This is a genomic window from Rhizobium leucaenae USDA 9039, assembly GCF_000426285.1.
In the GTDB taxonomy this organism is placed as follows: domain Bacteria; phylum Pseudomonadota; class Alphaproteobacteria; order Rhizobiales; family Rhizobiaceae; genus Rhizobium; species Rhizobium leucaenae.
On record NZ_AUFB01000004.1, the window covers coordinates 336336 to 358241 of the forward strand.

Annotated in this window: 19 protein-coding genes; 7 read left to right on the forward strand and 12 right to left on the reverse strand. The window is 60.4% G+C overall.

The features are described 5' to 3' along the window. Positions 1–108: 108 nt before the first annotated feature. The 5 genes from K290_RS0108650 to mtgA all read right to left on the reverse strand — a co-directional run bounded on the left by K290_RS0108650 (position 109) and on the right by mtgA (position 3265). Positions 109–516: a hypothetical protein gene (locus tag K290_RS0108650; protein WP_028751547.1), complete on the reverse strand. Its 408-nt coding sequence runs from the start codon at positions 514–516 to the stop codon at positions 109–111. A gap of 162 nt (positions 517–678) precedes the next feature. Then, the gene (gene rpmF / locus K290_RS0108655; RefSeq protein WP_003543812.1) at positions 679–864 is read right to left on the reverse strand and encodes a 50S ribosomal protein L32; all 186 of its coding nucleotides are present in this window, start codon (positions 862–864) and stop codon (positions 679–681) included. A 179-nt stretch (positions 865–1043) separates the two neighbouring features. Then, on the reverse strand, positions 1044–1691 hold the full coding sequence (locus K290_RS0108660) for a glutathione S-transferase family protein (protein WP_028751548.1): 648 nt from the start codon (positions 1689–1691) through the stop codon (positions 1044–1046). Positions 1692–1703: 12 nt separating this feature from the next. Continuing rightward, on the reverse strand, positions 1704–2426 hold the full coding sequence (locus K290_RS0108665) for a DUF1868 domain-containing protein (protein ID WP_028751549.1): 723 nt from the start codon (positions 2424–2426) through the stop codon (positions 1704–1706). 95 nt (positions 2427–2521) lie between these two features. Next, positions 2522–3265 carry a monofunctional biosynthetic peptidoglycan transglycosylase gene (gene mtgA, locus K290_RS0108670; RefSeq protein WP_172831055.1) on the reverse strand — a complete coding sequence of 248 codons (744 nt, stop codon included), beginning with the start codon at positions 3263–3265 and terminating at the stop codon, positions 2522–2524. A 181-nt stretch (positions 3266–3446) separates the two neighbouring features. Between mtgA and K290_RS0108675 the strand changes: the two genes are divergently transcribed. Both K290_RS0108675 and K290_RS0108680 read left to right on the forward strand, forming a co-directional pair. Further along, on the forward strand, positions 3447–4361 hold the full coding sequence (locus K290_RS0108675) for a polyprenyl synthetase family protein (RefSeq protein ID WP_028751551.1): 915 nt from the start codon (positions 3447–3449) through the stop codon (positions 4359–4361). Positions 4362–4621: 260 nt separating this feature from the next. Beyond that, complete coding sequence (locus K290_RS0108680) at positions 4622–5263, forward strand: LysE family translocator (protein WP_028751552.1); 642 nt, start codon at positions 4622–4624, stop codon at positions 5261–5263. 19 nt (positions 5264–5282) lie between these two features. Here the strand turns inward: K290_RS0108680 and ispG are convergent, their stop codons facing one another. Next, positions 5283–6536, reverse strand: coding sequence for a flavodoxin-dependent (E)-4-hydroxy-3-methylbut-2-enyl-diphosphate synthase (ispG, locus tag K290_RS0108685; RefSeq protein ID WP_028751553.1), 1254 nt, complete (start codon positions 6534–6536; stop codon positions 5283–5285). A gap of 129 nt (positions 6537–6665) precedes the next feature. Further along, positions 6666–7865, reverse strand: coding sequence for an MFS transporter (locus K290_RS0108690; protein WP_037135121.1), 1200 nt, complete (start codon positions 7863–7865; stop codon positions 6666–6668). Positions 7866–8119: 254 nt separating this feature from the next. Between K290_RS0108690 and K290_RS0108695 the strand changes: the two genes are divergently transcribed. Continuing rightward, positions 8120–8992 carry a DMT family transporter gene (locus tag K290_RS0108695; protein ID WP_028751555.1) on the forward strand — a complete coding sequence of 291 codons (873 nt, stop codon included), beginning with the start codon at positions 8120–8122 and terminating at the stop codon, positions 8990–8992. A gap of 135 nt (positions 8993–9127) precedes the next feature. Here K290_RS0108695 and K290_RS0108700 read toward each other — a convergent pair whose 3' ends face one another. Then, the gene (locus K290_RS0108700; RefSeq protein ID WP_028751556.1) at positions 9128–9625 is read right to left on the reverse strand and encodes a BA14K family protein; all 498 of its coding nucleotides are present in this window, start codon (positions 9623–9625) and stop codon (positions 9128–9130) included. A gap of 291 nt (positions 9626–9916) precedes the next feature. On the opposite strand from K290_RS0108700, the gene K290_RS0108705 reads away from it, so the two are divergent. The 3 genes from K290_RS0108705 to K290_RS0108715 all read left to right on the forward strand — a co-directional run bounded on the left by K290_RS0108705 (position 9917) and on the right by K290_RS0108715 (position 12210). Continuing rightward, entirely contained in the window at positions 9917–10690 is a 774-nt protein-coding gene (locus K290_RS0108705) for an amino acid ABC transporter substrate-binding protein (RefSeq protein WP_028751557.1), read from the forward strand. A gap of 81 nt (positions 10691–10771) precedes the next feature. Continuing rightward, the gene (locus K290_RS0108710) at positions 10772–11452 is read left to right on the forward strand and encodes an amino acid ABC transporter permease (RefSeq protein WP_028751558.1); all 681 of its coding nucleotides are present in this window, start codon (positions 10772–10774) and stop codon (positions 11450–11452) included. After that, positions 11449–12210: an amino acid ABC transporter ATP-binding protein gene (locus tag K290_RS0108715; protein ID WP_028751559.1), complete on the forward strand. Its 762-nt coding sequence runs from the start codon at positions 11449–11451 to the stop codon at positions 12208–12210. Before K290_RS0108710 ends, K290_RS0108715 begins: the two co-directional genes overlap by 4 nt. Before the next feature lie 230 nt (positions 12211–12440). On the opposite strand, the gene pyc is transcribed toward K290_RS0108715, so the two are convergent. Together pyc and K290_RS0108725 are read right to left on the reverse strand one after the other, a co-directional pair. Further along, positions 12441–15902 carry a pyruvate carboxylase gene (gene pyc, locus K290_RS0108720; protein WP_028751560.1) on the reverse strand — a complete coding sequence of 1154 codons (3462 nt, stop codon included), beginning with the start codon at positions 15900–15902 and terminating at the stop codon, positions 12441–12443. Between the two features lie 117 nt (positions 15903–16019). Further along, positions 16020–16760, reverse strand: a complete 741-nt coding sequence (locus K290_RS0108725; protein WP_028751561.1) for a helix-turn-helix transcriptional regulator — start codon at positions 16758–16760, stop codon at positions 16020–16022. Positions 16761–17124: 364 nt separating this feature from the next. On the opposite strand from K290_RS0108725, the gene K290_RS0108730 reads away from it, so the two are divergent. Further along, complete coding sequence (locus K290_RS0108730) at positions 17125–18894, forward strand: glucan ABC transporter ATP-binding protein/ permease (protein WP_028751562.1); 1770 nt, start codon at positions 17125–17127, stop codon at positions 18892–18894. Positions 18895–19213: 319 nt separating this feature from the next. On the opposite strand, the gene K290_RS0108735 is transcribed toward K290_RS0108730, so the two are convergent. Together K290_RS0108735 and K290_RS0108740 are read right to left on the reverse strand one after the other, a co-directional pair. Continuing rightward, positions 19214–20305, reverse strand: a complete 1092-nt coding sequence (locus tag K290_RS0108735; protein ID WP_028751563.1) for a porin — start codon at positions 20303–20305, stop codon at positions 19214–19216. Between the two features lie 344 nt (positions 20306–20649). Then, a complete protein-coding gene (locus K290_RS0108740) occupies positions 20650–21864 on the reverse strand; it encodes an OpgC family protein (protein WP_051263961.1) in 1215 nt (404 codons plus the stop codon). Between the last annotated feature and the right edge of the window lie 42 nt (positions 21865–21906).

Below are 21906 nucleotides of genomic sequence, written 5' to 3' on the forward strand. Positions count from 1 at the left end.
GGGCGTTACCGGCATTTGTGTGCCAGTTTTTACTCCCATAGGGGCGCAACGCCTGCTCAACCATGCTCCGGCCGAGCTTCTCCCCGCCGGGGAGAAGTCAAAAAACCCTCACAATCCGATCGACACGTCTCGTCCCGCCGAGCGGATCGAGATCGTGAACCCGCCGATGACATCGATGAAGGCGATAGTCATCAGGACGAAAAATGTTTGCGTGGCCGCATCCTTGACCAGCAGGAATTCGACGAGATAGGCGATGAACACCAGCATCGACAGCATATGATTGAGCAGTGAGCCCGAACCATTGCGCGTTGCCTTCAGGATTTCGAAGAACAGCGTAATCAGGGCGACGACGATGAAAAGATCGCCGAGCTGCAGGGTCCACGTCGCGCCCGAGAGCATGGCGAGAGCAAGAATGACATCATTGAGGGAAGCGATGCCGCCGGCGCCCATAAGACCCAGCATCGCCAGATTGTAGAGCACGAGGGGAACGATCATCAGTGGGAGGGCAACAATCATAGTCACAAAATCTCTTCGGAATTGAAGTCGCCGCAAGTCTTAGCGCATACCCTCAAAACTGCGAAACGGTTTTCGGCACGATCCCTACTGCACCAAATCCGCAAACGGAAAAGGCCGGCGAAGCGCCAGCCTTTTGATCTCAACCCTTAAGGGAGCGCTAGATTATGCGCTTTCCTTCGGCGTCAGAACCTGACGGCCGCGGTACATGCCGGTCTTCAGGTCGATATGATGCGGGCGACGCAGTTCGCCGGAGTTCTTGTCTTCGACATAGGTCGGAGCCTTCAGCGCATCGGCCGAGCGGCGCATACCGCGCTTGGACGGGCTCGTTTTTCTCTTCGGTACAGCCATTCTCGTTACTCCACTTTGCGGACGAAACATATCAGCGGCCAGCCAGGCGGCCGAAACAGACATGGATCAATTTCGGAAATTGGGCGGGCTTATACATGGCTCAAGGGGCTTTGACCAGTCCCTTCCCGCATTTTTTGCCCGCACCACCGGATTCAGCCGGATGCAAGCCGAATCAATGATCAGGCTTCGTCCTCCGGCACGATCCACGGCTCCTCACGCGCCGCCTTTTCCCACTTCTGCCAGGCGGGCAGGGCTTTCATCGCCGCCATATAGTCCAGCGTCTCAGCGGCAGCGACGAGATCATAAACTTCAAAGCGGTTGACGATCGGCGCGAACATGGCGTCGGCGCCGGAAAAAGCGCCGAACAGGAAGGGCCCGCCGGAACGGGCGCGCATTTCGCGCCAGATCGTCTCGATACGCGCAACGTCCTCCATGACACCCTCCGGCAGATCGAGCCGGCTGACCGGACGACGGATGTTCATCGGGCAGGCATTGCGCAGCGCCCGGAAGCCCGCCAGCATTTCCATGGAGATCGACCGCGCCAGGGCGCGCGCCTGCCGCTCCTTAGGCCAGAGGCCGGCATCCGGGAAAAGCTCGGCCGCATATTCGATGATGGCGAGCGATTCCCAGACCTTGAAGCCGTCATGGACCAGCATCGGCACCCTGCCCGTCGGTGAAACCTCGCGGATGCGCGGATTGCCGGCTGGAAAATCGAAGGGGATCAGCACCTCTTCGAAAGCGATGCCGCAACCCTCCAAGGCGATCCAAGGCCGAAGCGACCAGGAGGAATAGTTCTTGTTTCCGATATAGAGGGTCAGCTTGTCCATGGTTTGTCCTTTTTATTTTGGGAACTCGAATACCAGAAGTTCCTCGAAATGCTTCATGTCGTCGAAGGCGCAGAAGGCCGGCGGACGCAGCTCGAGAACAGGCACCTCGGCGCGAACATCGGCAGCAACCTTGTCCAGCATCGCCTGCCAGCGCGGCAGCGCCTCATCGCTAAGCCGCTCGATCACATAGGAGAAGGTGATATGGAACGGATAGACATGGTGATCGGGATGGCGGTAGCCGAGAAGGTCCGCAAGGGCGTTGCGCCACTCCCGTATCACCTTCCGATCGGTCTCGGTCGCACCGTCCATCAAAAGACCGCTTGGCCGCGCATGCGTCACCGCCACCTTGAACGGATCGCGCATCGAAAAGGCCTTCAGGCGCTCGCCCAGGATCTCGGTCATCTCGTCGATCGGCGTATCCAGCGCAATATCCGCCGGCCAATACGGCTGGTTGCGGCGGTATTCGATAATACCCTGAAACAGCGTCATATGCAGGCTGGAAATCGGCGTGAAGGTGAATTGCGAAGCTTCCGGCATCGCCAGAAATTGCTCCCGGGCGGCAACGAGGGCGCGCTGCGTTTCGGAGCCTTCCACCACGTGGCAGACGATCGTATTGCCCGGCTCATATTGGAAATTACCCGAAAGATCGAAGCGCGTGCCGAGATGAACGGATGGTTCGGGATGGCGGCTCTTGGAATATTTCAGCAGTTCGGGCGAAAAGGCATCGATGCTCATGGGGCAGGTCCGATTTGGTTGGCAGATCACCCGCCCTTACGTCAGAAGCAAGAATGCCAGATGACGCTAAGCCGATCGAACGACAAGTTCTGATATCAGTTATAAAGGCATTTGATGTACTCGCCGGAATTCTTCGCCCGCCGCTGGATCAGCGAGGCGAGCTGGCGCAGTCCGCGCCCCGGCTTGCTTGCCACCCGGTCGATCGGATTGGGCAGGGAGACGGCGAGAAGGGCGGCCTGACGGGCGTTCAGCTTGGAGGCCGGCACCTTGAAATGATAGCGCGCCGCCGCCTCTATGCCGTAAATGCCCGGCCCCCATTCGGCGACATTCAGGTAGATTTCCATCATCCGCCGCTTCGACCAGACGAAGGAGGAGGAAACGGCCAGCGGCAGCTCTAGCGCCTTGCGCACGAAGGAGCGGCTGTTCCAGAGGAAAAGGTTCTTCGAGGTCTGCATCGGGATAGTGCTGCCGCCGCGCGTGGACTGGCCCCGCAGCGTATCCTGCACCAGCATGCGCATTTCGCCCCAGTCGACACCACCGTGAAAACAAAATTGCCCATCTTCGGAGACCATGACCGACTGCACCAGCACCGGCGCTATCTCATCGAAAGAAACCCATCGGCGATAGTATCCCTGAAAGGTGACGGCATCGCGCAGCATCAGGGTTGAAATGGGATGAATGAACGGCAGAACATAAAACAGGATCAGCAGATAGGGCAGCAGCAGCAAACCGACGAAGATGAGAACGATGCGCTGCCAGAGCGGACGGGTCTTGAACCGGGCAAGACGGCCCAGGCGTGGCGGCATCTCGGCTTCCTCGCTATCCGTCGATATGTCCAATTGCTGAAGGCCCTCCGTCACTCCACCCCCCGGCACCCTTTTCGCGTCCGAGGAACGCGCCAGGAATGCTCCAATTGTCATACCGTCTACACAGAGCGATGACCAGAGTGCGGCGTGATTCCGACACCGGCTGTTGACAATTCTCGTTGCCAGCAACCAGTACTCATGCCAAACAGCGGCCATGGACAGCACCAATTCCTCCTTCGAACACCGCCTCAGGGACAATGCCGGCAAGGTCGAGGCTGCCCTCGGCCAGCTTCTTACCGATGCCGGCCTCAGCGGCGAAATTACTCGCCCCAGGCGCCTGCTCGAAGCGATGCGGCATGGCGTGCTGAACGGCGGCAAGCGGCTGAGACCGTTTCTCGTGATGGAGACGGCAGCGCTTCTCGGCGGCAACGGCGACGCCGCGCTCCGCATCGGCGCAGCGCTCGAATGTGTGCACTGTTATTCGCTGGTGCATGACGACCTGCCGGCCATGGATGACGACGACCTGCGCCGCGGCCAGCCGACGGTGCATATCGCCTTCGACTATGCAACGGCGATCCTCGCCGGTGACAGCCTGCTGACCTACGCCTTCGACATCATCGCCGCGCCGGAAACCGAGCTGCCGCCAGACCGAAAGATCGAACTCGTACTGGCGCTGTCGCGCGCCGCCGGCATCGGCGGCATGGCCGGCGGCCAGGCCCTCGATCTCGCTGCCGAAAAAGAGACCCCGGACGAGCGCGGCATCACGATGCTGCAAGCGATGAAGACCGGTGCGCTGATCCGCTTTGCCTGCGAAGCCGGCGCCATCATTGCCGGCGCCCCGGCTGCAGACCGCCAGCGGCTCCGCACCTTCGGCGAAAAGACTGGCCTCGCCTTCCAACTCGCCGACGATCTCCTCGACCTGACAGCGGATGCCACAACCATGGGCAAGGCCACTGGCAAGGACGCCGCCCGCGGCAAAGGCACGCTGGTCGCTCTGCACGGCCGAGCCTGGGCCGAAACCACACTTGCCCACCTGGTGATGGAAGCCTCGGAGCTGTTGTCTCCTTATGGAGAGAAGGCGAGTTTGCTGATCGAGACGGCCCGGTTCGTGGCGAGCCGCAGGAATTGACCCTCCCCGCGCAGGACAGGGCAATCTCATATAAGATGAGGGCGCCGCCGTCCTTCTCCCCAGCGGGGAGAAGGAGCTTTCGGTGCTATTCCGCCGCACATGCAATCGCCCTCCCCCCGGGTCAGGCGAGGCGAATGTCACCATGACAAGAATTCCCACTCGGCCGGATGATTTTTCGCGCGTTTCGTGACAAGTTCCCGCGCCAGAACAGCCCCAAGTGCGGAATAACCCGCGCCGGCCGCAGTTTCAGGACTATCCCCATGCATGAGGCGCTTGCCTATCTGCCGCAGATTCTGCCGGCCTATGTTGCCTATCTTATCGCCGTCGTCAGTCCGGGACCGGCGATCATGGCCATCATCGCAACATCGATGACTCACGGCCGCAAGGCGGGCATGACGATTTCGCTCGGCATCTTCGGCGGCTCGCTGACCTGGGCGACGGCTGCCGCAGCCGGGCTTGCCACCCTGTTGCAGACCTATGCGATGGCGTTGGAGATTTTGAAGATCTTTGGTGGATTCTATCTGCTCTATCTCGCCTACAAGGCATTTCGCGCGGTGCGGGCGAGCGGCGACTTGCCGGCCGCCAGAGAAGAAGCAAGAAGCCCCAGCTTCAAATCACTGATCCTGCGCGGCTATGGCATCCACGTCACCAATCCGAAAGCGATCTTCGCCTGGCTCGCCATCATCGCGCTCGGCATGCCGCAGGGCGCACCGGCCTCCGTCGCCATGCTGATCATCGCGGTCTGCTGCTCAACCGGTTTTGTCGTGTTCATGGGCTATGCGACGCTGTTCTCTACGCCGCATGCCCTGAAGATTTACAGAAATGCGCGCCGGTGGATCGAAGGTGCCATGGCCGGCTTCTATTGCTTCGCCGGCATCAAACTGCTGACGAGCAATATTTGAGGCGAGATTGGGCGGCGGATCACTCCGCTGCGACGCTCTTCTGGCCGAAACGCTTCTCGATGTAGTCGGTCACCAGCGCTTCGAAGTCCGAAGCGATATTCGGACCGCGTAGCGTCATGGCCTTCTGGCCATCGATGAAGACGGGGGCGGCAGGCGTTTCGCCGGTGCCGGGCAGCGAGATGCCGATATCGGCATGCTTGCTCTCGCCGGGGCCGTTGACGATGCAGCCCATGACGGCGACATTCAGCGCCTCGACGCCCGGATATTTCTCACGCCAGACCGGCATGTTCTTGCGAATATCGTTCTGAATGTTCTGCGCCAATTCCTGGAACACGGTCGAGGTCGTGCGGCCGCAGCCAGGACAAGCGGCGACGACGGGAATAAACTGGCGGAAGCCCATGACCTGCAGCAGCTCCTGCGCCACCTGCACTTCGCGGGTGCGATCGCCATTCGGCTCCGGCGTCAGTGAAACGCGGATCGTGTCGCCGATGCCGTGCTGCAGCACATAGCCCATGGCCGCCGACGAGGCGACGATGCCCTTGCTGCCCATGCCGGCCTCGGTCAGGCCGAGATGCAGCGCATGATCGGAACGGGCGGCAAGCATGGAATAGACGGCGATCAGGTCCTGCACCTGGCTGACCTTGGCCGAGAGAATGATGCGATTGCGCGGCAGGCCGATTTCCTCGGCAAGATCGGCCGATATCAGCGCCGACTGCACGATCGTCTCGCGCGTCACCTCGCGGGCAGACAGCGGCGAACCCTCGGCAGCATTCTTGTCCATCAGCGCGGTCAACAGGTCCTGGTCGAGCGAGCCCCAGTTGACGCCGATACGCACCGGCTTGTCATAGCGGATCGCCATCTCGATGATTTCGGCGAACTGCTTGTCCTTCTTGTCCTTGAAGCCGACATTGCCGGGATTGATGCGGTATTTCGCCAGCGCCTCAGCGCATGCCGGGTGGTCGGCGAGCAGCTTATGGCCGATATAGTGGAAATCGCCGATCAGCGGCACGTCCATGCCGAGGCGCAGCAATCGTTCGCGGATCTTCGGCACGGCGGCGGCACTTTCATCGCGATCGACGGTGATGCGCACCAGCTCAGAACCGGATCGATAGAGCGCCGCGACCTGCGCCACCGTGGAATCGACATCGGCGGTGTCGGTATTGGTCATGGACTGCACGACCACGGGCGCGCCGCCGCCGACGATGACGCCGCCGACATCGACGGCAACGGAGGAACGGCGCGGTTTCGGATCGAAATCACTGGCGGACGACATGGAGAGCTCTCGTTAGCCTCGGGAAATGGGTGCCTTTCAGGTGGATCACGGAGCGGTCGTTGTCAACCGCTCCAAGCATCACTTTTGCTCAGGCGAAAGCATGGGCGATAGCAGCCGAAAGCGACCAAATTAATGCGAGCCACCGCCAATGCCATCGGCATAACGTGCCAGAGATGACAGCGCCAGCACGATGAGCAGCAGGACCGGCAACGCCATCAAAACCGGCGAGAAGCCGACATGTTCGGCGGCGAAACCGATCGCGGACGGGGCGACCAGCATGCCGGAATAGCCCATGGTGGTGACGACTGAGATGCCGATGCCCGGCTGCAGCCCCGGAATATTGCCGGCCGCCGAAAAGGCGATCGGCACCATGTTGGAAATGCCGATGCCGCACAGCGCGAAGCCGACAATGGCCAATTCCGCATTCGGCGCCAGCGCCGCAAGCAGCATGCCGACGATCGCGAAGGCCGTGCAGACCCGCAGCGTCTTGACGGCGCCCAGCCGGTCGCGGACGAAATCGCCGGCAAAGCGCATGGTTGCCATGGTCAGCGAGAAAGCGGCGAAGCCGAAGCCCGACAGCGTCACCGATGCCGCCTTTTCCTGACCGAGATAGAGCGCGCTCCAATCGAGCACCGCCCCTTCCGGGACCATGCAGAACAGCGCCATCATGCCGAGCAGCCAGGGAAGCGGGATCATCGGCAACCGCGCTTTCGGCTTTGCCTCGTCCGGATGCGGCTGGTCGCCGAGGATCATCGGCCAGGCGACGGCAAGGAAGAGAACGGCAAGGGCCGTGGACCCTTCGGCATGGCCGAGCACGCCCCAGCGCGAGATCAGAAAGCCGCCGATCGCCGAACCGATGAGACCGCCAAGGCTCCAGAAGGCATGACAGGACGACATGATCGCCCGATGCATGGATTTCTCGACCGACACCGCATTGGCGTTCATCGCCACGTCCATGGCGCCGATGAAGCCCCCGAACAGGAAGATGGCGATCGCAGCGGTCCAGACATTCTGAGTGACGGTCAAGGCGAGCAGCATCGGCAGCAGCAGCACGGTAAAGGCCTTGACGACGATCTTCGAGCCGCGCCCGGCGATCTGCGCCCCTGCCATCGGCATCATCACCAGCGACCCCAGACCGAAGACGAGAATCATTAGTCCGAGCTCGAATTTGGTCAGTTGCAGCCGCTCGGCGAACTCCGGAATCTTCGGCGCCCAGCAGCCGACGGTGAAGCCGTTCATCAAAAACAGCAGGGAAACGGCGGCGCGCGATTTTGTGAAAAATCCGCTTCTGCGAGCCTGAAAACTGTCGGATCGTGGCATATCATCCATAAGAAATCCCCCAAATCGGTGGCCGCAGGATATTTAAATCGATTGAAATCTCAACATCCGAAAAGACGAACATCGGTCACGTTTCGTCTCCGTCTGTTAAAACGGAGGCAAGCAAGTCACAACCGCAAATAATATTTTGCGCCCGGCCTACCCTGCCCATATGGCCTATTGACGGCGGAAAACTAGGCTCCTATCGGTTGAGCCTTAAAAGAGTTTTCGACCGGCCTGCTTCGAGCCATTCTCCTGGTGCTTCCGTGAAAAACCCCATCAGCTACGGCATCCTGCTCACGGTGATTGCCTACATGCTGTTCACTGCCCATGATTCGGTGGTGAAACTGCTCGTCACCGACATCCCGGTCTGGCAGATCCTCTTCTGGCGCAGTTGCACCATCCTTGCCGGCTGCTTCCTGTTCGAGGGGCCGTCGCTGGCACGCAAGGTTCGCCGTTCGCCGATCATCAAACCGATGATCGTGCGCAGCATATTGCTGGTGATCGCCTGGACTTCCTATTATTCCGCCGCCCGTTACCTGCAGCTCGCCGAAGTGACGACGCTCTATTATGCCGCTCCGGTCGTCGGCACGATTCTTGCGACCGTCGTCCTGCGTGAGAAGGTGACTTTCGTCCGCTGGATGGCGGTAGGCCTCGGCTTCTGCGGCGTGGTGATCGCCTCCAATCCGGTCGGTCTGTCGATCTCCTGGCCCGTCTATCTGGCGCTGCAGGCCGCCGTGCTCTGGGCGACGGGCATGGTGCTGCTGCGCAAGACCGCACTGCATGAGAAGAGCCATATCCAGATGGCCGTCTCGAACATCATCTTCATTCTCCTGACCGCCACTATGGCCATCCTGCATTGGCATACGCCAAGCGCCTATCAGGTGCTGCTGCTTTTCGGCACGGGGTTCATTGCCGGCGCAGGACAGCTTGCCCTTTTCGAAGGCATGCGGCAGGCGCCGGTCTCCGTTCTGGCGCCGTTCGAATATACCTCGCTCATCACAGCCTTCCTGCTCGGCTTTCTGATCTGGGGCGACATTCCGAAGGCCAACACCTTCATCGGCGCAGCCTTCATCCTCAGCGCCGGCCTGATCATCATCGTCAGCGAGCGGATGAAGGGGAGAGTGGCAACAGTTTAAGGTGAGCAGATAGCGGTCGCTGGACTCGCGATGCAGTGTCGGCCATGCGCGGCGGCTCGACAGCAATCATGATCCCGGCGGACCGGCAGCTATGCGCCACCGGCAGCCATTCCTATAGATACTTTTGCGCCGTCACTAGAATGGCGAGACGCAGGGCCGTCGCGGACCGTAAGAGGGCTGGAACGTGTCGTCATAGGCCCTGTAGGACCGATAACGCGCATAGCACCAGCGCACATGCGAATTGCCGCCGTAGTAGGCGCGGCGGTAATACCGTGGTGCGTAATAGCGCGGACCATAATAGCCTGGTCCATAATAGCTGGGGCCATAATAGGACGGGCCATAATAGCCTGGGTAGTAGCCCGGGCCATAATAGTTCGGCTGCGCCAGTAGCCCGCCGATTAACGCGCCGGCAGCAAGGCCGCCGAGCCCCCAACCCCAGCCGCCGCCACCGTGATGGTGATGGTAGTAGTAGCCGCCATGATAACCGCCATGATAGCCGCCATGGTAGTCTACTGGTTGCGCCTGGGGCGTCGCCTCGACTTTCGGGATGACAACGGTGGGAAACGCCTCGGCTGGCGGGACGCTCGTCAGCGCCGTCGCGAGCGACAAGGCAACGATTGCTAGCCTGTTCATTGGCTTTACCTTTCTGTCTACATCGCAGCCGATCATTATAGCGCGGAAACGACGCGGTGGCACTTAATTTCCAAGCTGGCGGCGGCCTCGGGAGGGCTGACTTTTGTCGCCATTTCTCTTTCTGTGATCGATACAACTTGCGCCGGCTGCACGACTAACCACACCTTCGGCTTCTTTGAGAAAAATATTCGCAATTGCCGATTTCTTTTGCAGTTTTCTACGCTTCACTGCCCTATGTTTTCTGCAATGTATTTGTCATCGATTGAACCGCCCAAGAAACGGAAGAAAACAATGAACTGGTTGAAGACTGTTGCCGCTGCCGCCCTCGTCCAGGCTGCGTTCCTGCTGCCCGCCCATGCCGGCGATAATTTGAAGGCGATCCAGTCCGCCGGTGTCCTGAAGGTCGGCACGGAAGGCACCTATGCTCCCTTCACCTACCACGATGAAAGCGGCAAGCTCGTCGGCTTCGATGTCGAAATCGCCGAAGCGATCGCCGGCAAGCTCGGCGTCAAGGCGCAGTTTCTGGAAGGCAAGTGGGACGGCCTGATCGCCGGCCTCGACGCCAACCGCTACGACACCGTGATCAACGAAGTCGGCATCACCGACGCACGCAAGCAGAAATACGACTTCTCCGATCCCTATATCGCCTCCAAGGCCGTATTGATCGTCAAGGACAGCAACAGCGACATCAAGGACTTCGCCGATCTCAAGGGCAAGAAGGCCGCTCAGTCGCTGACCAGCAATTTCGGCAAGCTCGCCACCCAGTCCGGTGCCGAACTCGTCGGCACGGATGGCTTCGACCAGTCGATCCAGCTCGTGCTCACCGGTCGCGCCGATGCTACCATCAATGACAGTCTGTCCTTCTACGATTTCAAGAAGCACAAGCCGGATGCGCCGGTGAAGATCGTCGCCCAGCAGGCCAATGCCGATTATTCCGCCGCCATCATCCGCAAGGGCGAGCCGGAGCTGCAGGCCGCCATCAACAAGGCGCTGGCCGATATCAAGGCCGACGGCACCTATGCCAAGATTTCGCAGAAATACTTCCGCCAGGACGTTTCGAAGTAATAGGCATAGACGCCAAATTGTGAAAAAAATGCGTCCGGAACCCTTTCCGGACGCATTCTCTTATTGAAAGGCCGCTTTTTCGTGCAGCACTGGTTGCAATTGTGGTGGGAGTCTCTGGGCACGCTGCTTTGGGCGGGGCTCGTCTTCACCATCCCGCTTACCCTGATCACCTTCGTTCTTGGCTTGCTGCTCGGCCTGCTCACCGCCGTCACGCGGCTTTTCGGCCCGCGCCCGCTTGTTGCCATTGCGCGCTTCTACGTCTGGGTGATCCGCGGTACGCCGCTGCTGGTGCAGCTCTTCGTCATCTTCTACGGGCTGCCGAGCCTCGGCATTCTGCTCGATGCCTTCCCTGCTGCCGTCATCGGCTTCACGCTGAGCGTCGGCGCCTATACGTCCGAGATCATCCGCGCCGTGATCTCCTCGGTGCCGAAGGGCCAGTGGGAAGCGGCCTATTCCATCGGCATGAGCTGGCGGCAGGCGATGAACCGCACCATCCTGCCGCAGGCGGCGAGCGTTGCCGTGCCGCCGCTGTCGAACACCTTCATCTCGCTGGTCAAGGATACGTCGCTTGCCGCCGCAATCACGGTGCCGGAACTCTTCCAGGCTGCGCAGCGTATCGTGGCGACGACCTATGAGCCGCTGATACTCTATATCGAAGCGGCCCTGATCTATCTTGTCATGAGTTCTTTCCTGTCGACGCTGCAGGTCTCCCTCGAACGTCGTTTCGCGCGTTATGGCGGCACGCTGGAGGCGCAGGCATGATCGAGCTGTCGCACATTGAAAAACGCTTTGGCGACAACGTCATCCTGAGGGATATCAGCCTGCTCATTCCGGAAGGTACGGTGACGGCGCTGGTCGGCCCTTCTGGCGGCGGCAAGAGCACGCTGCTGCGCTGCATCAATCTTCTGGAAATCCCGACCGCGGGCATGATCCGCATCGGCGAGGAAACGACCACCTTTCAGCCGGGCAAGAAGATCGGCTGGCAGGACATCCAGAAAATCCGCCGCCAGACCGGCATGGTCTTCCAGAATTTCCAGCTCTTTCCGCATCAGACGGCGATCGAAAACGTCATGGAAGGTCTGGTGACCGTGTTGCGCTGGCCGGCCGAAAGGGCGCGCGCCCGCGCCGTCGAGCTTTTGACCAAGGTCGGCATGGCACACAAGATGGACGCCTGGCCTTCGACGCTATCGGGCGGGCAGCAGCAGCGCGTGGCGATCGCCCGTGCACTTGCCCCCTCGCCCCGCGTTCTCCTCTGCGACGAACCGACCTCGGCGCTGGACCCCGAACTCGCCGCTGAAGTCGTCGACGTTCTCGGCCGGCTCGCTAACGAAGGCACGACCATGGTGATGGCAACACACGACCTGCGCCTCGCCTCCAAGATCGCCACCAGCGTCGTCTTCCTCGAGGCCGGCAACATCGTCGAAACCGGCCCCTCCCGCACCCTCTTCGGCGCCCCGACGCAGGAGCGCACGAAGCAGTTCATCTCGACGCTGAATGCCGGTCATACCTACGATATATGAGGAAAAACCCTCGCCCCATCGGGGGTCCGAAGGACGGGTTGAGACCCGTGGCTCAACCCCGGTTTGGGTCACGCGGAACGCGCAGGGTGAGGGGGCGTTACCGGTATAAATGCCTTTCGTTCATCGCCCAAGGCGCTCCTCGCACTTCTCCGAGTCCTCTCCCCTGATACGCCCTGCTGAGCCTGTCGATGGGCGAACACCTTCTCCTCGAACGAGGAGAAGGCAAAGCTTCACCCCCCGTAAACCACCAGCAGGTCCTTGGCGTCGATCTGGTCGCCGGCGCGCACGAGGATTTCGGCGATCGTGCCGTCCTTCTCCGCATGTAGCGCCGTTTCCATCTTCATCGCTTCGATGGAGACCAGCACGTCGCCGGCCTTGATCGCCTGGCCGGTCGAGACAAAGACGGTGGAGATGACGCCCGGCATCGGCGCGCCGACATGGGCGGCATTGCCGACCTCGGCCTTGCGCCTGACAGCGCTGCCGGACGCACCATGGGCACGGTCCGGCACCTTGATGCGGCGCGGCTGGCCGTTGAGCTCGAAGAACACGGTGACCATGCCCTTCTCATCGGTGGCCGTCATCGCCTGGTTGACGATGACGAGGGTCTTGCCCTTCTCGATCTCGGCAAACAGCTCGTCGCCTTCCTTGAGACCGTAGAAATAGGCGGGCGTCGACAAGACCGAAACGGGACCGTAGGTATCGGCGGCGAGCGCATAGTCGGTGAAGACCTTCGGATACATGAGATAGGAGGCAAATTCGAAATCGTCGACCTTGCGCTCCAGCTTGGTCTCGATGACTTTGCGTTCCGCATCGAGATCGGCCTCAGTGAGCAGCGAGCCGGGGCGAACCGTATAAGGCTTGTCGCCCTTCAGCGCCTTCTTCTGCAGCGCTGCCGGCCATCCGGACGGCGGCTGGCCGAGATCGCCCTTCAGCATGGAAACAACCGAATCCGGGAAAGCAATGTCCTTGGCCGGGTTTTCGACATCGGCAACCGTCAGGTCCTGACTGACCATCATCAGCGCCATATCGCCGACCACCTTGGAGGACGGTGTCACCTTGACGATATCGCCGAACATCTGGTTGGCATCGGCATAGGCCTGCGCCACCTGGTGCCAGCGGGTCTCGAGGCCGAGCGAACGGGCCTGCTCCTTGAGGTTGGTGAACTGGCCGCCCGGCATTTCGTGCAGGTAGACTTCCGAGGCCGGTCCCTTGAGGTCGCTTTCGAAGGCGGCATATTGGTGGCGAACGGCTTCCCAATAGAAGGAGATGCGGCGGATCCATTCCGGATCGAGGCCCGGATCGCGCTCGGACCCTTTGAGCGCCTCGACGATCGAGCCAAGGCAGGGCTGCGAGGTATTGCCCGAGAGCGCATCCATCGCCGCATCGACCGCATCGACGCCGGCATCGACAGCAGCGAGAACCGTTGCGGCTGCAATGCCCGAAGTGTCATGCGTGTGGAAGTGGATCGGCAGGCCGGTCGCCTCGCGCAGTGCCTTGAACAGCACCTTAGCCGCAGCCGGCTTCAAAAGACCGGCCATGTCCTTCAGCGCGATGATATGGGCGCCGGCCTTTTCCAGCTCGACGGCAAGATCGGTATAATATTTCAGGTCGTATTTCGGGCGGGAGGAATTGAGGATATCGCCGGTGTAGCAGATCGCCGCTTCACACAGCTTGTTCTCCTCGGCAATGGCATCCATCGACACGCGCATGTTTTCGACCCAGTTCAGGCAGTCGAAGACGCGGAAGAGGTCGATGCCGCCCTTGGCCGCCTGGCGGACGAAATATTTGACGACATTGTCGGGATAGTTTGTATAGCCGACGCCGTTGGCGCCGCGCAGCAGCATCTGCAACAGCAGGTTCGGCGCGCCCTCACGGATCAAAGACAGGCGCTCCCACGGGTCTTCGGTGAGGAAACGCATGGAGACGTCGAAAGTGGCGCCGCCCCAGCATTCCAGCGACAGCAGTTGCGGCAGAGCGCGCGCATAGGTGCCGGCGACGCGGGCGATGTCGAAGGTGCGCATGCGGGTGGCAAGCAGCGACTGATGGCCGTCGCGCATGGTCGTGTCGGTCATCAGCACGCGCTTTTCGTTGCGCATCCACTCGGCGAACTTCTGCGGGCCGAGCTGATCCAGGCGCTGCTTGCTGCCGTCGGGAACCTTGCCGTCGATATAGGGCAGCACCGGTTCGGCCGCTTTCGGCGACGGCGCCGGCCGGCCGCGGGCCTCCGGATGGCCGTTGACGGTGACATCAGCGAGATAGGTCAAAAGCTTGGTGGCGCGGTCCTGGCGCTTGACCTGCTGGAACAGCTCCGGCGTCGTGTCGATGAAGCGGGTGGTATAGCTGTTATCCTTGAACTTCGGATGCGTGATGATCGCTTCGAGGAAGGTCAGGTTGGTGGCGACGCCGCGGATGCGGAATTCGCGCAGCGCCCGGTCCATGCGGGCAATCGCTTCGGACGGGTTCGGCGCCCAGGCCGTGACCTTGACGAGCAGCGGATCGTAATAGCGGGTGATGATGGCGCCGGAATAGGAGGTGCCGCCATCGAGGCGGATACCGAAGCCGGAGGCCGAGCGATAGGCGGTGATGCGGCCGTAATCGGGAATGAAATTATGCTCTGGATCCTCGGTGGTCACGCGGCACTGCAGGGCATGGCCGTTGAGGCGGATGTCTTCCTGCTTCGGAACGCCCGATTCCGGCGTACCGATGGCAAAGCCGTCGAGGATGTGGATCTGCGCCTTGACGATGTCGATGCCGGTGACGACTTCGGTCACCGTATGCTCGACCTGGATGCGCGGATTGACTTCGATGAAGTAGAATTTGCCGGTATCTGCATCCATCAGATATTCGACGGTGCCGGCGCCGATATAATTCGTCGCGCCGGCGATCTTCAGCGAATAGGCGGCGAGCTCCTGGCGCTGCGCTTCGGTGAGATAAGGTGCCGGCGCACGCTCGACGACTTTCTGGTTGCGGCGCTGCACCGAACAGTCACGTTCGAAGAGATGCACGACATTGCCGTGCGTGTCGCCCAGCACCTGGCTTTCGACATGGCGAGCGCGTTCGACCAGCTTTTCCAGATAGACCTCGTCCTTGCCGAAGGCCGCCTTCGCCTCGCGCTTGGCTTCCGTCACTTCCTTGGCGAGATCGGCCTCCGAGCGGATGACGCGCATGCCGCGGCCGCCGCCGCCCCAGGAGGCCTTCAGCATCACCGGATAGCCGATCTCAGCCGCCATCTTGGCAACCTCGGCCATATCGTCCGGCAGCGGCTCGGTGGCCGGCACGACGGGCACGCCGACGGAAATCGCCAGATTGCGGGCTGCCACCTTGTTGCCGAGCTGGCGCATCGTATCGGCGCGCGGACCGATAAAGATGATGCCGGCGGCATCGCAGGCATCGACGAATTCCGGGCTTTCCGACAACAGGCCATAGCCGGGATGGATGGCATCGGCGCCGGACAGCTTGGCGACGCGGATGATCTCATCGATCGACAGATAGCTCTCGATCGGGCCGAGATCGCGGGTAAGATGCGGACCGCGCCCGACCTGATAACTTTCATCGGCCTTGAAGCGATGCAGCGCGAGTTTGTCTTCCTCGGCCCAGATGGCGACTGTTTTGATGCCGAGCTCATTGGCCGCGCGAAACACGCGAATGGCAATCTCGGAACGGTTGGCAACCAGGATCTTGGAAATGGGCAATGCGCTCTCCCTCACGACGCCGAAAGCGGGCATGCTGCACCCGCGAAGGAAATTCTTAACTTCTTGTCACAAGAAGTTCAATTTCCCCTGCGACATCCGACACCAAAATAGTTGCCATTACGGAATAAGTCCGCTTCTAAAAGCGATGGCGACGATGTGCTGGCGGTTCTTGGCGTCCAGCTTATCCTGGATACTGTTCATGTACCAATCGACAGTATGATTTGAAATCTTGAGCATCCGGCTGATTTCCATCGAGGTCATGCCTTCGGCCAGATGGTTCAATACCTCCATCTCACGCTTGGTCAGCTTGACGTCGATCGAAGCCGTCTGTTCCAGCGATTGCGCTTCGTCGCGAAGTTCCAGAAGCCGCCAGAAGGCTTTTTTTGCCACCGCATCGAAAAGCGAGATTTCGGCCGGCGACAGGTCGACCACGTTGCCGCCGATCGTCATGCTGCCGAGCAAGCCATTGCGTCCATGAATAGGGAAAATATAGCCGTCGATCAGCCCGTTGGCACGCGCATCGGTCATCATCTGCTCCATGCGCCGCCGCAGCGGATCGCTCCTCAGCGCCGCCATGGCGTCGCGCCAGCGGAAGGGCCGCTGCGCCCGGCCGAGATAGCGGATTGTGGGATCGACAAGCAGGTATTTCCTGGCAACATAAGTGAGCGGCCATTTGTCCGGCCAGCGCCCGGCCAACATCAAAGTCATGGGGTCAGCATTCGGTCGCGGCTGCTTCAGCAAACCATAAAAATCGAACTTGTAAGACCGCAGAACCAGTTCCAGTTCTGCCACGACATTCTTGGCAAGCTTGCATTCTTCAATGACCACAAGCAATTGTATTAAGGAATGAATATTCACATGTACCCCCTGGCCCAAAGGCCTGGCGTTCGTCGGCAGATGCCGCCTTCATTTCGCGCCTTGATCGGAAATGGCTGATGGCGGACAAACACAATCGGATCGAAATTAAATTAAACGCTTTCGGCGAAAAATCTCGCCATCAACCCCAAATAGCAATCGCCACGCCGTGCTACAATGCCTGACAGGAAGTATTCTCAAGTTATGACATGTCTCCGGCAGCCGATTGCACTCCTTGCGACGCGTATAAAACAACCTAAAAATTCCTCTGAAAAAACAGTGTAGGATTCCGTTAATCGCCGGTTCAGGAACCAATCTGTAGCATCCGAGCATTCCGAATTTCGCAGATGCACAGAGGGTGCCTGACGTGTCGCTGTTCAAAGTCTATGCAAGAGCTCTGAAGTATCTTGGCGCGTATCGATATCGCGTCTGGATGGTTGTGATCGCAAACATCGCACTGGCGATGACCACCATTTACGAGCCGGTTCTGTTCGGCCGCATCTTCGACGCCATCGCCAAAAAACAGGCCGTGGCGCCGACCATGATGCTGTGGGCCGGCTTCGCCGTCTTCAGCGCGGTGGCCTTCATCGTCGTTTCCCGCGAGGCAGATCGTCTCGCCCACGGACGCCGCGCTTCGTTGCTGACCGAAGCGTTCAGCCGCATCATCTCCATGCCGCTCTCCTGGCATAGCCAGCGCGGCACGGCGAGCGCGCTGAACACGCTGCTGCGCGCTTGCGAAGCCCTGTTCGGTCTGTGGCTCGAATTCATGCGCAACCATCTGACGACCGCAGTCGCACTGGTCGTAATGGTCCCCACGGCCATTGCCATGGACCTGCGCCTGTCGGCCGTTCTCATCCTGCTCGGCATCTTCTACTGGATCATCGGCCGCCTCGTCATGAACCGGACGAAGGATGGCCAGACCTCGGTGGAAAGCCATTACAACACGGTGTTCTCGCATGTCAGCGACAGCATCAGCAATGTTTCCGTGCTGCATAGCTACAACCGCATCGAAGCAGAAACCAGAGCGCTGAAGTCCTTTACCGAACGACTGCTCGCTGCCCAATATCCGGTTCTCGACTGGTGGGCGCTCGCCGGCGCGCTGAACCGCACGGCCTCGACCGTCGCGATGATGGCGATCCTGATGATCGGTACGCTGCTCGTTGAAGACGGCAGCCTGAGCCTCGGCGCGCTCATCACCTTCATCGCCTTCGCCAACGTGCTGATCGGCCGCCTGGAGCAGCTCCGCAACTTCGCCAACCAGATCTTCGAAGCGCGCGCCAAGCTGGAAGACTTCTACACGCTGGAAGATTCCGTCCGCGATCGGGAAGAGCCGGCCGGCCTTGCCGAAATCAAGGACGTCAAGGGCGAGGTCGAGTTCCGCAACGTGTCCTTCGGCTTCGGCAACACGTCGCAGGGCCTGCGCAATATCAACTTCACGGTGAAGGCCGGCCAGACGGTCGCAATCGTGGGCCCGACGGGCGCCGGCAAGACGACGCTGGTCAACCTGTTGCAGCGTGTCTTCGACCCGCAGGACGGCCAGATCCTCGTCGATGGCAACGACATCACCAAGGTGACGCGCAAGTCGCTCCGCCGCTACATCGCCACCGTCTTCCAGGATGCCGGCCTGCTGAACCGCTCGATCAGCGACAACATCCGTCTCGGCCGCGAGGGTGCGACGGAAGAGGAAATGGTCCGGGCCGCCGAAGCGGCTGCCGCCAACGACTTCATCGAGAATCGCGAGAGCGGTTACGAGACCCGGGTTGGCGAACGCGGCAACAAGCTCTCCGGCGGCGAGCGTCAGCGTATCGCTATCGCCCGCGCCATCCTCAAGGACGCGCCGATCCTCGTGCTTGACGAGGCGACCAGCGCGCTCGACGTGGAGACCGAAAACCGGGTGAAGGCGGCGATCGACAATCTGCGCCAGAACCGCACGACCTTCATCATCGCTCACCGCCTGTCGACGGTACGCGAGGCCGATATCGTCCTCTTCCTCGACAACGGCCGCGTCATCGAAAACGGCAGCTTCAGCGAACTCAGCCAGAGCAACGGCCGCTTCGCCGCCCTGCTGCGCGCCAGCGGCATCCTGACGGACGACGAAGTCCGCAAGGCACATACGACGGAAAACGAAGCCGCTTAATATTTCGCTGGGCCTAAAGATCAAAGCCGGGAAAGCGACGCTCTCCCGGCTTTTTTTTGCTGCCGAATTTTGGCGCGGCGAGGTTGTCAGCCAAGCGGGATGTGTCCGCAACCCTGTGCCTAGCCCTCACCCGCCAGGACCGTGTCGGCAAATACAAGGGGCTGAACCAAAAACAAGAAAGGCCCGGCAGGGAAAACCGGGCCTTTCTCCTTCTCTGATCGGAGGTCAAATCGGTGTGGCGTCAAGCTGGAGTTAAGGCTGACGTCAAACGGTTATGACGGGTCAACCCGGTTATGACGGGGTCGACCCGGGGATCAGATCAGAACTTGCGTTCGAAGCGGAGGACGCCGGCCCACTGGTCCTTGTCGGCAGCGTCCCAGTCGGTATAGGAGACTTCCGGCTCGATCAGCAGGTCCTTGACCGGGCGCCAGGCGACGTTGGCCGTGGCGGCAAAGATCTTCGAGTCGGTATAGGCGACCTGCGCATTCGCCTGCAGCTTCGGCGTCAACTGATAGCTGGCGCCTGTCCAGAAGGCCCAGTCGCCCCAGCCGCAATCTGCACCATTAGTCGGGCAAGCAGAGCGGTTGGTGTTGAGATAGGAGCCGGCATACTTGTTCAGCTTGTCGCCGTCCGTGTTCCAGCCGCCCATCAGGAAGGCTTTGAAGTCACCGAAGTCGGCATCGATACGAGCCTTGATGGCGCCTTCCTCGACGACGCTGTCATAGCCGCCGATAACCCGGAGCGTCCATGCACCCGCCTTGTAACCTGCGCCGGCTACAACGTCGGGAGCATAGTGATCAGCCTTGCCAGTGCGCCATGCGCCGCCGTAGGAGGAGGTGTCGGCCGACGAGTTGGAATCTTCCAGTGAGATCACCGCCGTGAAGCCGTTGCCGGCATCATATTTGTAGGTGAACTGGTTGAGTTCCTTCGGGCCGTCATAGATGACATCGTCGTTGATGACGTTACCGGCATAGCCCATGTAGAGATTGTACTGCGAGTCGAGCTTACCGACGGTAAAGCCGGCGAGGCTGATATTGGCCCAGAGCAGCTTCGTGCTCGTGGAGCCGCCTTCCTGCCAGTCCCAACGGTAGACGGTGTTTGTCTTCAGCGGGCCGTATTCGGTATCGCTTGCCGTGTCGATGTTGAGCTCGGCGCGGGTATGCCAAAGCGTACCGTTCCTGCTGTTGGCATTGTAGGCATCGTACCACTCGCCTTCGGTACGGACGCGGCCGCCGATCTTGAGGCAGGTCTCCGTGCCCGGAATGAAGAAGTAGCCGGCGCCATAGGCGTCGCAAATGCGAACATATTGAAGCGGTTCCGGTTCGGCGGCCACGATGGCGTCAGCCGCCTGCGCCCCCGAGGCGGCTGCCAGGGCGGCGGCCGAACCGAGAAGAAGACTTCTGATATTCATAGATTACTCCAATCCAGTATCGATTGGGCATGAGTTATCGCGCCGAAAATTCGACGTCCCTACCCGTTCCCTTTTTGACAATCCCCACGAATGCGTCGCGGCCGTTGGACCCCGCGTTTAGCGCCGGGGTGACGGCACTCCCCGAGCGCCGTCACGATGCCGATGTAAGTAATTCAATTTTGCACAACAAGATTTCGGGCAATGAAATCTTTGCTGCAACGCACTGGGCTGACGCTGCGTTGCAGAAAAATCACGTCACAATTTGTTCGCGTAAATGTCACAAAACGGAATGCCTATGAAATTCAAAAGCCTAGCCGTTGTGGTATCTTAAGACCGCCGTATGCCTATCGACGGTTTTCCACTCGCATCGGCAATGGAATCGTCGCGATCGACGTCGCGAGGGTCCGACGGCTGGCAGTATCCAGCCGTTTGTGCTCGAGATAGTAGGCATAGGCGAACTGTGCGACGATGCCGACGATGACGTAGGCGCCGCCGACGGCCGGGTCCTTGTCGGTGATGTAGAGGATGACCTGCCCGGCCATGGCGAGTATCGTGCCCGCAACGAAGATGCTGAGGGAATGGCGCCCGAGGATCGTCAACGGATGATCGGCGGACCGACGCAGCACCCGCGAAAGGAACGGCACGTTGATGATGAGATAGGCAAGCGCCAGCACATGCAGCAATCGCGGCAGCGACAGAAACGTCTTGTCGAAACCGGTGATGACTGTTGGCAGGCCGAGGGCTGCAAGATGATCGCCCAGCACCCAGAGCTTGTCGGTGACCCAGATGAACGACAGCACGACATAGGCAAGCGACAGCGCGAACAGCACGGGATTATAGGATATCCGGCCGCCGCGCTTCACATGCATGACGGCAACGAAGCCGATGACGAACAGAAATTGCCAGGAAAGCGGATTGAGGAACCAGAAGCCCTCCAACAGCCTCGTGTGCGGCGCGATCTGATAGATGCCGGCGATCAGCCAGATGCTGCCGGAAACCACAAGCAGGAGCAGCGGGCTTCGCGCCTCCAGCACCAGCATCAACGGCAGCATCAGGAACAAAGCGCCATACATCGGCAGGATGTTGTTATAGCCGATCTGGTGCCCGAGCAGCAGCAAGGCTTGAATGCCGCGAGCGGGATCCATCAGGACGGCAAGGATATTCACCTCGCAGAGCAGACCCGCCTGACGGAATATCCATGCGCCGGAAATGAACAGCACCAGCGTGATGAAGGTGGTGATCATATGCGCCGTATAGAGCGTGAAGGCGCGCCTGACGGCCTTCCAGGCGGTCGACAACCGGTTGCCCGGCGTGAATCGCGTGCCGTAGGCGAGGCCGACGGAGATGCCGGAGATCAGTACGAAAGCCTCCGCCCCGTCGGAAAATCCGAAATTCTTGGTGGTCAGCCGCTCGAGGAACTGACCGGGCACATGATTGATGAAAATCGTGATCAGGGCCAAAGCCCTCAATACATCCAGTCTCGTATCCCGGTGCGCCGCCGCCTTCGGCAAGCTGAGTCGCGTTGCCGAGGCCACGTCGATATTTGCCCTGGAATTCATGGACCTCTCCTGTTCCGACAACCAAATGCGATCGGGGCCAAA

What these genes read in the sequence shown, in the direction of transcription:
- K290_RS0108735 (WP_028751563.1), bottom strand. Translation starts at nt 20,305, where the DNA reads ATGAATATCAGAAGTCTTCTTCTCGGTTCGGCCGCCGCCCTGGCAGCC.
- K290_RS0108650 (WP_028751547.1), bottom strand. Translation starts at nt 516, where the DNA reads ATGATTGTTGCCCTCCCACTGATGATCGTTCCCCTCGTGCTCTACAAT.
- K290_RS0108705 (WP_028751557.1), top strand. Translation starts at nt 9,917, where the DNA reads ATGAACTGGTTGAAGACTGTTGCCGCTGCCGCCCTCGTCCAGGCTGCG.
- ispG (WP_028751553.1), bottom strand. Translation starts at nt 6,536, where the DNA reads ATGTCGTCCGCCAGTGATTTCGATCCGAAACCGCGCCGTTCCTCCGTT.
- K290_RS0108680 (WP_028751552.1), top strand. Translation starts at nt 4,622, where the DNA reads ATGCATGAGGCGCTTGCCTATCTGCCGCAGATTCTGCCGGCCTATGTT.
- K290_RS0108690 (WP_037135121.1), bottom strand. Translation starts at nt 7,865, where the DNA reads ATGGATGATATGCCACGATCCGACAGTTTTCAGGCTCGCAGAAGCGGA.
- rpmF (WP_003543812.1), bottom strand. Translation starts at nt 864, where the DNA reads ATGGCTGTACCGAAGAGAAAAACGAGCCCGTCCAAGCGCGGTATGCGC.
- K290_RS0108665 (WP_028751549.1), bottom strand. Translation starts at nt 2,426, where the DNA reads ATGAGCATCGATGCCTTTTCGCCCGAACTGCTGAAATATTCCAAGAGC.
- K290_RS0108740 (WP_051263961.1), bottom strand. Translation starts at nt 21,864, where the DNA reads ATGAATTCCAGGGCAAATATCGACGTGGCCTCGGCAACGCGACTCAGC.
- K290_RS0108715 (WP_028751559.1), top strand. Translation starts at nt 11,449, where the DNA reads ATGATCGAGCTGTCGCACATTGAAAAACGCTTTGGCGACAACGTCATC.
- K290_RS0108660 (WP_028751548.1), bottom strand. Translation starts at nt 1,691, where the DNA reads ATGGACAAGCTGACCCTCTATATCGGAAACAAGAACTATTCCTCCTGG.
- K290_RS0108700 (WP_028751556.1), bottom strand. Translation starts at nt 9,625, where the DNA reads ATGAACAGGCTAGCAATCGTTGCCTTGTCGCTCGCGACGGCGCTGACG.
- K290_RS0108675 (WP_028751551.1), top strand. Translation starts at nt 3,447, where the DNA reads ATGGACAGCACCAATTCCTCCTTCGAACACCGCCTCAGGGACAATGCC.